This window comes from Anaerostipes sp. 992a (assembly GCF_001940245.1).
GTDB lineage: Bacteria > Bacillota > Clostridia > Lachnospirales > Lachnospiraceae > Fimousia.
The window spans coordinates 1,312,974-1,327,647 of the sequence record NZ_MJIG01000004.1; the positions used below are offsets into that span (position 1 = coordinate 1,312,974).

A 14,674-nucleotide genomic window follows, 5' to 3' on the forward strand; every position below is an offset into this window, starting at 1 on the left:
CTCTAGATCAATCCCTGTGCCTTTAGCATTTCTTCTATAAATTCCTGATCATATGGACAATGACATTCTCCCAGTTGAATCGACGGCTTGGTCTTTCCATGGAAATCACTGCCACAGGTCACCATGATGTTGTATTCCTGTCCTTTTTTATAGAAATAGTCTACCGTTGCCTCATCATGGTAATTACTAAAGGCCTCCACGCCATCCAGTGCCACTTCTTCCATCATCTGATCAAATACCTCATATTTCCCTCTCAGATTTGCCCCCGGATGAGCCAGTACTGCCTTACCGCCGCAACGATGAATCTGATCTACTGCCTCTGCAAGAGATGGATAGATCACCTTGGTATAACATGGTTTTCCCTGGGAATAGTAGTCCCAGTAAAAATTCACATAAGGATTCCCACTTCTGTCTCCACCTTCTCGGTAAGGCTTTAACAGAGGATGTTCTCTATACTCTTCCTTTCCCAGCAGCACTTCTCCGAACATCTCTCCCGTATAGACGCCGTTGTCTGAAAGCTGATCCAGATCTTCCTTTGTCACATCAAAACCCAGCCCTCTGGTTAATTCCATCTTCTTTTCTGATAATTTCACTTCCTGCTGATAAATATCATCATTCAACTGTGTAAAATACGGTTCCTGTTCATTGATTCCATAGCCGACCACATGAAAATTCCTGTCATGAAAGGTACAGTCAATTTCAATGGCCGAAATATAAATCATTCCAAGTTCCTTTGCTCGTTTTCTTCCCTCTGCTATGGCTGCCACCTGATTATGGTCTGAAATCGCCATAATCTGAATCCCCTTTTCATGGCACATGTCTACCAGGCTGGCAGGTGTATGTTCGCCATCATCACTATACAGGCTGTGCATATGTAGATCAATATAATGTTTCATACTTATACCTTCCTTACTTGTTTTATTTTAAAATGGTTTCTCTGTATATCAATGGATGCCTCCATCAGGCCTTTTAAAATATAAGATTCCATATCCTCCTCGATAAGAAGTTCCGGAAAATGGTTCCTATCTATATATTTTTTTAATTCTTCTGTTATTTCCGTAATTTCAAACCCATAAAAAGAACAGATTGCTATGGTTTTCGGATTCAAAATACAGATCAAGGCCACTAGCTGATGAATTAATAGTTCTTTCGCTGATCCTCTGTCCTCTGGCTGTCTGCCAAGACAACTTGCCAAGTATCCAACTTCTCCGGCAAATAATGTATTGCCACGATACAAGCAATGATTCAACATAATTCCACAACCCGAATACATACATTGCGGCTGATAAAGAAACACCAGACTTTCTTCACCCTGATGATATCCGACGACCGCCAGATTCACATCATTTTCTACCACAACCTTTACATCCCATTTTTCTTCTAATATGGTCTTGAGATTTTGCTTTTCCAATGTCTTAATATCGCATTGCCCTATGCTCCCATTCTGATCTACCACTCCTGGAATACTGACAGCAATGACTGAAACAAAAGAATCCTGGGCCATGATCTCATCCAGCATTTGATATAAATATTCCAGCTTAAACTCCTGAAATTCTCCCCAATTTGTTTTTATAATTTCTGAATAAAGATTCCGAACTTCAATGATTACCTGAACATATTTTCCATTTTTGATATCTATGAGACAGCTATGCTGATAATCTTTATTCAGCTGATATTGTTTACCAGGTCTTCCTCCGGTTGACGCATAGCATGCTTTTTGCATCAGAAATCCCTGTGCCTCCATTTCTTTTAATATGGTCGTACAGGTTGTCTTAGATATCCCTGTCTCTTCCGACAAAAGCGCCTTGCTACCTTCGTGATGATCATAGAAATAATCCTTGATTTTCTGAACATGAAACTGCTTTAGGTCATCTGATTTATACGCCATATGCCCTCCTTTCTCACTTTCGTCGTATGTCGTTGAAAGTATTTTATCATAAGAGTACAAAAAGTTCAACAACAACCAGGCCCACTAAAAAGAAAAGGCAGACATAAAAAAAGGATTGTTATCCCAAATATCTCATTGGGACAACAATCCTTTGTTATTTCTTATTCTTCATCTAAGATAATTTCTTCCATTCCTTCTTCGCTGAATGTGATTTCTTCCTCTTCATCCAAATCGATTTCATCGAAAGACATTGTATCATCCAAATCCGTAGAAAGCTTTACATTACGGTAACGCTTCATACCGGTTCCGGCTGGAATCAACTTACCTAAGATAACATTTTCTTTTAATCCTACCAATGGGTCTACTTTACCTTTGATGGCTGCTTCTGTCAGAACTTTCGTTGTTTCCTGGAAGGAAGCTGCAGATAAGAAGGAATCTGTTGCAAGAGAAGCCTTTGTAATACCAAGCATTACCTGTTCTCCAGTTGCAGGTTCTTTGCCTTCTTCTTCTAATTTTGCATTGGTTCTGTTGAATTCGAGAATATCAACCATTGTACCTGGTAAATAATCCGTATCTCCATTGTTTTCAATGCGGATCTTTTTAAGCATCTGGCGAACGATAACCTCAACGTGCTTATCGTTGATATCTACACCCTGCAGACGGTATACACGCTGTACCTCACGGATCATATAATCCTGAACGGCACGAATACCTTTGATCTTTAAGATATCATGTGGGTTAACAGAACCTTCTGTCAACTCATCACCAGCCTCTAATACCTGTCCATCCTGTACTTTGATACGGGATCCGTAAGGGATCAGATATGCTTTGGAATCTCCTGTTTCTTTATTGGTTACGACTACTTCACGTTTCTTCTTCGTATCCTTGATCTGAACAACACCACCGAATTCGGTAATGATCGCAAGTCCTTTTGGTTTACGAGCTTCGAATAACTCTTCGATACGAGGAAGACCCTGTGTGATATCATCACCGGCTACCCCACCAGCATGGAAAGTACGCATGGTCAACTGTGTACCAGGTTCTCCGATGGACTGAGCTGCGATAATACCAACTGCTTCTCCGACCTGTACAGCCTGACCGGTTGCAAGGTTGGCACCGTAACATTTTGCACATGCACCCATAGTGGATTTACATGTTAACATTGTTCTGATCTTAACTTTTGTATATCCTGCATTTACAACCTTCGCTGCACGTTTTGCAGTGATCATATGGTTTGCTTTGACAATGATATCTCCAGATACTGGATCTGCAATATCTTCTGCAGCCACACGTCCTGTAATACGTTCTTCCAGGCTTTCGATGACTTCCTGTCCATCCATAAATGCTTCTACATACATTCCTGGAATTTCTTCTCCATCGCCACAGCAATCTGTCTCACGAATGATCAGATCCTGAGAAACGTCTACCAGACGTCTGGTCAGATAACCAGAGTCAGCGGTACGAAGAGCGGTATCGGACAATCCCTTACGAGCTCCATGAGCGGAAATGAAGTATTCCAGTACGTCTAATCCTTCACGGAAATTAGACTTGATCGGCAATTCAATGGTACGTCCGGATGTATCGGCCATCAGACCACGCATTCCGGCAAGCTGTTTGATCTGCTGGTTGGAACCACGGGCTCCAGAGTCAGCCATCATGAAGATGTTGTTATATTTATCCAATCCTGTGATCAGCTTCTCAGTTAGTAAGTCATCGGCTTCGAACCATGTCTTAACAACTGCTTTATAACGTTCTTCTTCTGTCAGCATACCACGTCTGTATTTCTTCGTGATTAATTCTACTTGTTTTTCAGCGTCGGCAAGAATCTGTTTCTTCTCTTCTGGTACGGTCATATCAGAAATAGATACAGTAAGTGCACCACGAGTAGAGAATTTGTATCCTAATGCCTTGATGTCATCTAAGACTTCTGCTGTCTTGGTTGCACCATGGATGTTGATACATTTATCAAGAATCTGTTTTAACTGTTTCTTACCAACATGGAAGTCTACTTCTAATTTTAATAAGTTTTCTTCCTTTGTACGATCTACAAATCCTAAGTCCTGTAAAATGATTTCGTTAAATAACAGACGACCCATAGTACAGTCGATCATACGTGTAATTGGATTCCCTTCAAGGTCAACACCTTTTCTTCTTACCTTAATACGGGCATGAAGGGTAATCTCTTTGTTTTCATAAGCAAGATATGCTTCGTTGGTTGATTTGAAGCATTTGCCTTCTCCCTTATCACCTGGTTTTTCCAGTGTTAAGTAGTAAATACCAAGAACCATATCCTGAGAAGGTACGGCTACCGGACCACCATCGGATGGTTTTAACAGGTTGTTTGGTGATAATAACAGGAATCGACATTCTGCCTGTGCTTCTACGGATAATGGTAAATGCACAGCCATCTGGTCACCGTCGAAGTCGGCATTGTAAGCCGTACATACCAGTGGATGCAGACGAATTGCCTTACCTTCTACTAAAATTGGTTCAAATGCCTGAATACCAAGTCTATGCAGTGTAGGAGCACGGTTTAACATAACCGGATGTTCCTTGATAACTTCTTCTAACACATCCCAAACTTCTGGCTGAAGCTTTTCTACCATCTTCTTAGCAGATTTAATGTTATGTGCCAGCTTCTTAGAAACCAGTTCCTTCATAACGAATGGCTTGAATAATTCGATCGCCATTTCTTTTGGAAGACCACACTGGTAAATCTTCAAGTCTGGTCCTACTACGATTACAGAACGTCCTGAGTAGTCAACACGTTTACCCAGTAAGTTCTGACGGAAACGTCCCTGTTTACCTTTTAACATATCGGAAAGAGATTTTAATGCACGGTTACCAGGTCCGGTTACCGGACGACCTCTTCTTCCGTTATCGATCAGGGCATCCACTGCTTCCTGAAGCATTCTCTTTTCATTACGAACGATAATGTCTGGAGCACCTAATTCAAGAAGTCTCTTTAAACGGTTATTTCTATTAATAATTCTTCTGTATAAGTCATTTAAGTCGGAGGTTGCAAAACGTCCTCCGTCTAACTGTACCATTGGACGGATATCTGGAGGAATCACAGGAACAACATCTAAGATCATCCATTCCGGTTTGTTATCGGAATTTCTGAAAGCTTCTACCACTTCCAGACGCTTGATGATTCTCGCACGTTTCTGTCCAGTTGCATCCTTTAATCCGGTTCTTAATTCTTCAGATTCTGCATCCAAATCGATTTCCTGAAGCAGACGTTTGACCGCTTCTGCACCCATTCCTACTTCGAAATCTCCGTTGAATTTGTCATAGGCTTCTCTGTATTCTCTCTCTGTCAGAACCTGCTTGTATGCAAGCTCTGTATCTCTTGGGTCTAATACGATATAAGACGCAAAGTATAATACTTTTTCTAAGGTTCTTGGTGAAATATCAAGGATCAATCCCATACGGCTAGGAATTCCTTTAAAGTACCAGATGTGTGATACTGGTGCTGCAAGTTCGATATGACCCATTCTTTCACGACGTACGTTGGCTTTCGTTACTTCTACGCCACATCGATCACAAACAACGCCTTTATAACGCACTTTTTTGTACTTACCACAATGACATTCCCAGTCCTTGCTTGGTCCAAAGATTCTTTCACAGAATAAACCATCTTTTTCTGGTTTTAATGTTCTATAGTTAATTGTTTCAGGTTTCTTTACTTCTCCTCTTGACCATTCACGGATCTTTTCAGGAGAAGCTAACCCGATCTTAATTGCATCAAAGTTCATTGGTTGATCCATTTGTTGATTGCTGATTTCAGACATTCAGGCTGCTCCTTCCTATATATCTATCTCTGCCAGCGGGTTTTTCATCATCCTATAATAAAGATGCATCTTCCTCGCCATCTTCCAAGTTTCCTTCTTTAAATCCTAAGTTCCCAAGTGATTCTCCATCTTCGTAATTATTAAATGCAGGATCTCCTTCGATCATTGGTTTTAATTCGTCAGGCTCTGACTGATAGTCTACGCTTTCTGGAATTGCTACTTCTGTTGCATCATCCTTTAACACTCTGACATCCAATGCCAAGGATTGGAATTCTTTTAATAATACCTTGAAGGATTCAGGAATACCTGGTTCAGGGATGTTATCTCCCTTAATAATTGCTTCATATGTTTTTACACGACCGATCACATCATCGGATTTTACAGTTAGGATTTCCTGTAATGTGTAAGAAGCACCATAGGCTTCCAGTGCCCATACTTCCATCTCTCCGAATCTCTGTCCACCGAACTGAGCTTTACCACCAAGAGGCTGCTGTGTAACCAGTGAGTAAGGGCCCGTAGAACGAGCATGGATCTTATCATCTACTAGGTGGTGCAGCTTCAGGTAATGCATGAAACCGATGGTTACTGGATTATCGAATTCTTCTCCAGTTCTTCCGTCACGAAGCTGAACTTTACCGGTTCTGTCGATTGGAACACCTTTCCACTCTTTTCTGTGCTCTCTGTTCTCATACAGATAATCCATGATATCATCATTTACTTTTGGTCCCCAGATCTCGTTAAATTCATCCCAGCTCTTATTCGCATAATCATTGGCCATTTCCAGAGTATCCATGATATCGTACTCGTTGGCACCATTAAATACTGGTGTTGCAACGTTGAATCCTAATACCTGAGCAGCTAATGATAAGTGGATTTCCAGGACCTGTCCGATATTCATACGGGAAGGTACACCCAATGGATTCAATACGATATCCAATGGACGTCCATTTGGTAAGAATGGCATATCTTCTACTGGTAAGATACGGGAAATTACACCCTTGTTACCATGACGACCAGCCATCTTATCTCCTACGGAGATCTTTCTCTTCTGCGCAATATATACGCGGACTGTTTTATTTACTCCAGGAGGCAGTTCGTCTCCATTCTCTCTTGTAAATACTTTTGTATCCATAACAACCCCATATGCACCGTGAGGTACACGAAGGGAAGTATCACGAACTTCTCTTGCTTTTTCACCGAAAATAGCACGAAGAAGTCTTTCTTCTGCTGTCAGCTCTGTCTCTCCCTTAGGAGTTACTTTACCAACTAAGATATCACCGGCACGGACCTCTGCACCGATTCGGATAATACCATTCTCATCTAAGTCTTTTAATACATCTTCGCTTAATCCAGCCAGATCTCTTGTGATCTCTTCCTGACCAAGCTTTGTATCTCTTGCTTCTGCTTCATATTCCTCAATATGAACAGATGTATATACATCATCCTGTACCAGACGTTCACTTAATAATACGGCATCCTCGTAGTTATAACCTTCCCAGGTCATGAATCCGATCAATGGGTTCTTACCAAGAGCCATCTCACCATTCGAAGTAGATGCACCATCCGCCAATACATCACCGGCTTTTACTTTATCGCCTACATTTACGATTGGACGCTGGTTCATACAGTTACCCTGGTTACTTCTTGCAAATTTGATCACATGGTAAGTATCGGTTGTTCCGTCTTCTGTACGGACGATAATCTCTTTACTTGTAGAGCGTTCTACAACACCGTCATGTTTTGCAATGATACATACACCGGAATCGAACGCTGCCTTTGATTCCATACCTGTTCCAACTACTGGTGCTTCGGTACGAAGAAGTGGTACTGCCTGACGCTGCATGTTGGATCCCATCAGCGCACGGTTAGCATCGTCATTTTCCAGGAAAGGAATCATGGATGTAGCCACGGAGAATACCATCTTAGGTGATACGTCCATTAAGTCAATCTTTGTTTTTGGGAATTCCGTTGTTTCTTCACGGAAACGACCAGAAACACTTGTATTTACAAAATGTCCTTCTTCATCCAAAGGCTCATTCGCCTGAGCTACGATAAAGTTATCTTCTTCATCTGCTGTCAGATAGACAACTTCGTTGGTTACTACCGGATTTTCCGGATTGCTCTTATCCAGCTTACGATAAGGCGCTTCGATAAATCCATATTCATTGATTCTTGCGTAAGTAGCAAGTGAGTTGATCAGACCGATGTTTGGACCTTCAGGTGTTTCGATTGGACACATTCTACCATAGTGAGAATAGTGTACGTCTCGAACCTCAAATCCGGCTCTGTCTCGTGACAGACCACCAGGTCCCAATGCGGACAAACGTCTCTTGTGTGTCAGCTCAGATAATGGGTTGTTGTGGTCCATGAACTGAGACAACTGAGAACTTCCGAAGAATTCTTTCACTGCTGCTGTTACTGGTTTGATGTTGATCAAGGACTGTGGTGTGATCGTTTCTACATCCTGTGTTGTCATTCTCTCACGAACAACTCTCTCCAATCTGGACAAACCAATACGATACTGATTCTGTAATAATTCACCTACTGCTCTGATACGTCTGTTTCCTAAGTGGTCGATATCATCCACATTGCCCAGACCGTATTCTAAATGCATATTGTAGTTGATAGAAGCTAAAATATCTTCTTTTGTAATATGCTTTGGAATTAATTCGGAAATATGCTTTTTGATTGCATCTTTTAATTCCTCGCCTCTATATTCATTCAATAAATCTTCAAGTACAGGGTAGTAAACGTTCTCATGAATTCCGATTTCTTCTGGATCAAAATCAACATATGATGCTAAGTTAACCGTCATATTAGACAGTACTTTGACATTTCTCTCTTCTGTCTGGACAGTGACAGATGGGATTGCTGCATCCTGAATCTTTGTTGCAATTTCTGCAGTCACAGTTGTTCCTGCTTCTGCAATGATCTCTCCTGTTGTCATATCAACAACATCTTCTGCTAATACAGAATTCACAATTCTGCTCTTTAATGCTAACTTTTTATTAAATTTATAACGTCCAACCTTTGCCAGATCATAACGTCTTGGATCGAAGAACATACTATTGATCAGACTTTCTGCACTGTCTACAGATAATGGTTCACCTGGTCTGATCTTCTTATATAATTCCAGTAAGCCGTCCTGATAATTGTCTGATGGATCTTTTTCAATACTTGCGAGAATCTTTGGTTCTTCTCCAAATAACTCCTTGATCTCTGCATTGGTTCCAATTCCTAACGCACGAATTAAAACGGTAATTGGTACTTTTCTTGTTCTGTCAACACGAACATAAAATACATCGTTAGAGTCTGTTTCGTATTCTAACCATGCACCTCGGTTAGGAATGACTGTAGCAGAAAATAATTCTTTTCCGATCTTATCATGTGAGATCACATAATAAATACCAGGAGAACGAACTAACTGACTGACAATAACTCGCTCTGCACCATTGATTACGAATGTACCGGTCTCTGTCATTAACGGTAGATCACCCATAAAAATATCGTGCTGCTTAAATTCATCTTCATCCTTATTATATAATCTTACTCTCACCTTCAAAGGAGCTGCATATGTTGCATCTCTTTCTTTACATTCCTCGATTGAATATTTCACATCGTCTCTACATAAAATAAAATCAACGAATTCCAGACTAAGCTGTCCATTATAGTCTGCAATTGGAGAAATGTCTTCAAAAACTTCTTTTAATCCTTCGTCTAAAAACCACTGGTAAGAATTTTTCTGAATTTCGATAAGATTAGGTACTTCTAAGACATCGTCCTGTCTTGCGTAGCTAACTCTGCTTTTTGTCCCAGATTTGACTGGGCGGATTCTGTTCTTTTCCATCGACGTTTTCACCCCTTGTAATGAAATGTTGTTATCGTTTTACATATATCCACAGGCGTAATTAGCCATTATGATACAGATTAATATATTATCATAATTGTCAAGAGGCGTCAAGGAAAAAATTTATTTTTTTATTCTTTCTTTATATTTATAAGGATTGCCAACAAAAGATTTCTATTTTACTGTTACCGTACAGGTGCCTATCTTATAGCCTCCCGCCTTCATCGTAATCACTGTCTTTCCTTTTTTCTTTCCCGTTATCCGCAATGTGGTCACATTGTTTTTACATGTCTTTTTCACAGATATGATCCCCTTTTTGCTGGTGCTATAAGTAACCTTTCTGCAGGTGTTTTTCACTGTGACAGTTGTTGATGCTCCCTTTTTTACCGTCGTTTTGGACTTACTAATGGTAGGCTTTTCCACCTTTACCGTACATTGATACTTTCTACCGTCATATTTAGCAGTAATGATGGTACTTCCTTTGGAAATACCTTTTACCTTTCCTGCACTGTCTACAGATGCAATAGACTTATTCCCAGAAGTCCAGGTGATATTCTTTGTAATCCTTACCTCTTGTCCATTACAGTGACGGTATACCTTCAACTGCGCACATTGCCCTTTCGATACGACCTTATATGTATTATTCAGACAATGATAATCATTATGATGGTTATGATGATCCTCATCATGATGATCTCCATGCGCCCAAACTGTTACTGGAAAAATCATTGTGATCACCAATAAACTTAACATAACTTTTTTCCAAAATTTTTTCATATTGTTACCTCCTTCGAAAACTTTTTATCTCCTGCTTCATCTCTTTTGTTACTCTATAAGAATCACAAATTTTCTGTATGGCTTTATTCTGAGTAAAATCATCCATGTAATTCTTATGCAAAAATTTATACGTTGGCTCTGGATACTTTACAAAGCAGACAGATACCGCCCAGGCAACTGCCATCTTCACATAATAACCATCATGCTGAATCCGATCGCACCACTGAAGCACTCTTTCTATATAAGTATGATCAATAAAATGATCCAGCATACAGACCACTGCAAACCGAATAGAATATTCTTCTCCTTTTTTGATGCATTCCTCCAAATATTTCCACCAATATTCCGGATTCTTCTTCATCCATTTATACGTCATACAGCAGCTATCACAAACAGCCCAGTTATCAATATGACAGAGAAATCGCTCCAGCCATTCCTTCCGTTCTTCGTCTGTCAGTTTGGCATAGCCAATGACAAGCCCGTATATCATGATTTCCTCATAATAAATCTGATCTCTTTTGGTAAGCAGAGCCTGTTCTATCTCCTCCAGATACCTTACTGGCTCCTGTTTTGCGATCTCTTTTGCGATCTGACGCAGCTTAGGCAGACGGACTCCAAGCATATTTCTGGCTCCAGGCACAATCTTTTCGTTAAACTTTTTATAATCTGTCTCTGAAAGAGACTCCAACTGCTCTCGTATTGTATTCATGATTCTTCTCCCCCTCAGATAATGGATGACTACTATAAATGTGAGAAATGAAAACCTAGCAAAATACCTCCATCATCCGCTCCTCTTCGAACTGTCTGGAATATAGATCATAATAGTAACCCTTCTGCTGAATCAGCTGTCTATGATTACCCTTTTCCAAAATCTTACCGTCCTTCATGACCAGAATCACATCCGCATGACGAATGGTAGACAGACGGTGTGCAATGATAAAAGAAGTATGCCCTTTTAACAATTGACTGGTTGCTTTTTGGATCAGCTGCTCCGTCCATGTGTCAATGGAAGATGTGGCCTCATCTAAGACAAAGATTGCCGGATTGGCAAGAATGGCTCTGGCAAAAGAAATGAGTTGCTTCTCTCCGGTTGACAGACGGTTGCCTCCTTCTCCTGCATTGGTATCATATCCCTGCTCCAGCTTCTCAATCACCTGATCCGCCCAAACACTCTTTGCTGCTTCCTCCACCTCCTGATCGGTTGCATCCAGTCTTCCATAGCGAATATTCTCCCGGATACTGCCAGAAAACAAATGAGGATTCTGCAATACATATCCAATCTGACTATGCAGCCACAACTGTGACCGTTCCCGATAATCTCTTCCATCGATGAGAATTTCTCCAGACACCGGTTCGAAGAACCTGCCTGCCAGATTCACAAGCGTAGATTTACCAGCTCCTGTCTCTCCTACAATGGCTACCGTAGAACCAGCTGGTATCTTTAAGGAAAAGTGCTCTAAGACATTCTCTTTTCCATCTGGATAACGAAAGGTCACATCCCGAAATTCTATGTCACCCCATATCTTTTCCCAATTCTCCTTTTTGGGATGTATGGAATCCCCATACTTTTCTATTACCTGCAAAGAGTCCGTAATATTCGGTTCTTGCTCCAATAGATTTACCACCCGCTCAATATTGGCCTGACAGGAAATCAAATCTGACAAAAGTCTTGCCAGCTGCTGAATCGGTTCAAAGATACCAACTGCATAAGATAAAAACACCGATAATGTTCCCAATGCGATTACCTGCTCCTGTACAAAATATCCTCCTCTGGCCAGCACAAATGCAGTGACGGTAGAGCTAAAAAATAAGATCAGCGGCATATAGATCGCCGTAAGCTTGGCAAGCGTCATGGAACTACACTTCATCTTATTCGTAATTTCCTGAAAGGACTTATGATTCAGGTCTTCAATGACCATGGTCTTACTGGTCTCTACTCCCGTAATTCCTTCATTATAGGCTCCCGTAATCTCTGAATTCGTCTCCCTTACTTTACGATTCCAAACCAGCATTTTCTTCTGAAACACTGCAGTAAGCACTGCGATCAAAGGGACCACTAATAAGATTACCGCTGCCAGCCTTGCATTCAACAAAAACATAATTACAAAAACTCCTGCTACATAGACCAGGGCCCAGAACATATCTACCAATCCCCAGGCAAGCACAGACGCAATCTTTAGAGTATCACTCATCACTCTGGCATGGATATATCCTACCGGTGTTGTATTATAATAGGAAAAAGAAAGCTTTTGAAGATGGACAAACTGTGCCCTCTTCAGATCCTTTCCCACATTCATTTCAATGTGAATGGCTGCCCGTACACTGAAAAATACACATACGGTCTGTGTCACGATCACCGCTGCATATACAAGTGCAAATATACGAATGCCTTTCAACGTATCCGGCACAATGAAATGATCGATGGCATAGCTTTGAAATAACGGCACCAACACATCCACCGCTACCAGCAACACATTGAGACTGATGGTGGTAATAAAATATTTATAATACGGACGAAAGAAGGGCAGCATCTTTTTCCACATTTTCAAGCTAAATGATTTCGGTTCCATCTACACCCCTCCTTCTAATAATCTTCGGTCATCCTGATTCATCTGAATATCATATATCTGACGATAAATCCCCTGCTGCCCAATTAGCTGATGATGCGTTCCGATTTCTTCTATTTGTCCATGATTCAGCACCATAATCTGATCTGCTTCCATCAACGTAGTGATCCGATGGGAAATCAAGATTACAGTAGCATCCTTCATCTTTTGCCTCAATGCATGACGGATATCAGAATCTGTCTTGGCATCTACTGCAGACAGCGAATCATCAAATACCATAATTGGAGCCTTAGCGAGAAGCATTCTGGCAATGGCAATCCTCTGTCTCTGTCCACCGGAAAGTGTAATTCCTCTCTCCCCTACTACCGTATCATACTGATCCTTAAATGCCATAATCGCATCGTCTATACAAGCTGTTTTGGCAGCCTCCCGAATCTCTTCCATAGAAGCATCCGGATTTGAGGCAGCAATATTCTCCCGTATCGTCCTGGAAAATAAAAACGGTTCCTGAAGGACCATCCCTATGTGCTTTCTTAACCACGGTTTTGGAATCTCGCTAATATCAATTCCTCCAATATGAATACTGCCTTCCTCTAATTCATACAGTCGATCTAGCAAATGAATGATCGTGGATTTTCCACTGCCAGTCCCTCCTAAGATTCCAAAGGTACTTCCTTCTGGAATGGAAAACGTCAGATTATGAAGAACCTTCTTTTCTTTTTCATAACCAAAAGAAACATTAGAAAACCGAATATCCAACGACTCAGGAATTTTCCCCACTTCCTCCATCGTCTCTTCAAGGGAATTTAAAATATAATTTACTCTGTCAAAAGAAACGCCTGCCTTACTCATCTCTGACAAGATCCTTCCAAGTCCTCTGATAGGCCAGACTAATGTGGTATTATAAGAAGCAAAGGCTACAAACTGCCCTGCTGTAATATCTCCATGAACGGCTTCGATGGCTCCTAATACGATGATAAAGATAACCTGAAATCCAGTGATCAGGTCACCGACTCCCCAATATAACCCAGATAAAGTTCCAAGCTTAATCCATAATCTGGCATAATTTAAGTTCTTTTCATCAAAACGATCAATTTCAAACTTTTCCCTTCCAAAAGCCCGCACAACCCGGACGCCGGTTGCATTCTCCTGGACCACTGTGGAAAGCTCTCCCTCTGCCTCATCTGCCACCGTAAAGTTCTTCGCGATCAAATGAAAAAAGACTCCGGAATACGCTGCTACGATCGGCACAAAAGCCAATGCTACCAACGATAACTTCACATTCATAGAGACCATCATCGTAAAAGAAATCCCAATGAGAAATACCGTACGAAATACCTCCAGCACCTGGGTCACTACGAAATTCCGAATCACTTCCACGTCTGCTGTACATCTCTGGATAATATCTCCTGTCTGATTCTCTCCATGCCATTTCATTGGAAGACGCTGTACATGAAAAAACAGCGTATCCCTCATATTTTTTGCAAAACCTTCCCCGGCCTTCGCTGTATAAGTACGATAGAAAAAGATAGAAATTCCATTTAAAAATGCAATTCCGATCACTGCCAAAGATAAGATCCATAAATGCTCTTTTAAATAACTCACACCATTCTCTGCCAACACAGAATCGATGGTAAAGCTAAAAATTTTTGGAATCCATGAATTTAATATGGTTGATACAAAGGACGCCACAAGTACGATCAGAAAATACCATCTGGACGCTCTGGCAAATCTTAGGATCAACCCCAATCTACTATTTTTCTTCATCTTTTCTCTCCTCGATTGAAACTGTGCTTCTATT

General features: G+C 40.9%; 8 protein-coding genes. All 8 read right to left on the reverse strand.

Going from position 1 to position 14,674, the window contains the following annotated elements:
* Positions 1-2: 2 nt before the first annotated feature.
* The 8 genes from BHF69_RS10640 to BHF69_RS10675 all read right to left on the reverse strand — a co-directional run bounded on the left by BHF69_RS10640 (position 3) and on the right by BHF69_RS10675 (position 14,640).
* The gene (locus tag BHF69_RS10640) at positions 3-896 is read right to left on the reverse strand and encodes a PHP domain-containing protein (protein WP_075671362.1); all 894 of its coding nucleotides are present in this window, start codon (positions 894-896) and stop codon (positions 3-5) included.
* 2 nt (positions 897-898) lie between these two features.
* Positions 899-1,888 carry an ROK family transcriptional regulator gene (locus BHF69_RS10645; protein ID WP_075671364.1) on the reverse strand — a complete coding sequence of 330 codons (990 nt, stop codon included), beginning with the start codon at positions 1,886-1,888 and terminating at the stop codon, positions 899-901.
* A gap of 161 nt (positions 1,889-2,049) precedes the next feature.
* Positions 2,050-5,682, reverse strand: a complete 3,633-nt coding sequence (gene rpoC, locus BHF69_RS10650) for a DNA-directed RNA polymerase subunit beta' (protein ID WP_075671366.1) — start codon at positions 5,680-5,682, stop codon at positions 2,050-2,052.
* Between the two features lie 52 nt (positions 5,683-5,734).
* Positions 5,735-9,529, reverse strand: coding sequence for a DNA-directed RNA polymerase subunit beta (gene rpoB / locus BHF69_RS10655; RefSeq protein WP_075671368.1), 3,795 nt, complete (start codon positions 9,527-9,529; stop codon positions 5,735-5,737).
* A 174-nt stretch (positions 9,530-9,703) separates the two neighbouring features.
* Positions 9,704-10,306: an Ig-like domain-containing protein gene (locus BHF69_RS10660; RefSeq protein ID WP_075671370.1), complete on the reverse strand. Its 603-nt coding sequence runs from the start codon at positions 10,304-10,306 to the stop codon at positions 9,704-9,706.
* 4 nt (positions 10,307-10,310) lie between these two features.
* Positions 10,311-11,015 carry a DNA alkylation repair protein gene (locus tag BHF69_RS10665; RefSeq protein WP_192846990.1) on the reverse strand — a complete coding sequence of 235 codons (705 nt, stop codon included), beginning with the start codon at positions 11,013-11,015 and terminating at the stop codon, positions 10,311-10,313.
* 55 nt (positions 11,016-11,070) lie between these two features.
* On the reverse strand, positions 11,071-12,876 hold the full coding sequence (locus tag BHF69_RS10670; RefSeq protein ID WP_075671374.1) for an ABC transporter ATP-binding protein: 1,806 nt from the start codon (positions 12,874-12,876) through the stop codon (positions 11,071-11,073).
* Positions 12,877-14,640, reverse strand: coding sequence for an ABC transporter ATP-binding protein (locus BHF69_RS10675; RefSeq protein WP_075671376.1), 1,764 nt, complete (start codon positions 14,638-14,640; stop codon positions 12,877-12,879). It abuts the gene before it with no gap.
* Positions 14,641-14,674: the final 34 nt, after the last annotated feature.

What these genes read in the sequence shown, in the direction of transcription:
- BHF69_RS10660 (WP_075671370.1), bottom strand. Translation starts at nt 10,306, where the DNA reads ATGAAAAAATTTTGGAAAAAAGTTATGTTAAGTTTATTGGTGATCACA.
- BHF69_RS10665 (WP_192846990.1), bottom strand. Translation starts at nt 11,015, where the DNA reads ATGAATACAATACGAGAGCAGTTGGAGTCTCTTTCAGAGACAGATTAT.
- BHF69_RS10675 (WP_075671376.1), bottom strand. Translation starts at nt 14,640, where the DNA reads ATGAAGAAAAATAGTAGATTGGGGTTGATCCTAAGATTTGCCAGAGCG.
- BHF69_RS10645 (WP_075671364.1), bottom strand. Translation starts at nt 1,888, where the DNA reads ATGGCGTATAAATCAGATGACCTAAAGCAGTTTCATGTTCAGAAAATC.
- BHF69_RS10670 (WP_075671374.1), bottom strand. Translation starts at nt 12,876, where the DNA reads ATGGAACCGAAATCATTTAGCTTGAAAATGTGGAAAAAGATGCTGCCC.
- BHF69_RS10640 (WP_075671362.1), bottom strand. Translation starts at nt 896, where the DNA reads ATGAAACATTATATTGATCTACATATGCACAGCCTGTATAGTGATGAT.
- rpoB (WP_075671368.1), bottom strand. Translation starts at nt 9,529, where the DNA reads ATGGAAAAGAACAGAATCCGCCCAGTCAAATCTGGGACAAAAAGCAGA.
- rpoC (WP_075671366.1), bottom strand. Translation starts at nt 5,682, where the DNA reads ATGTCTGAAATCAGCAATCAACAAATGGATCAACCAATGAACTTTGAT.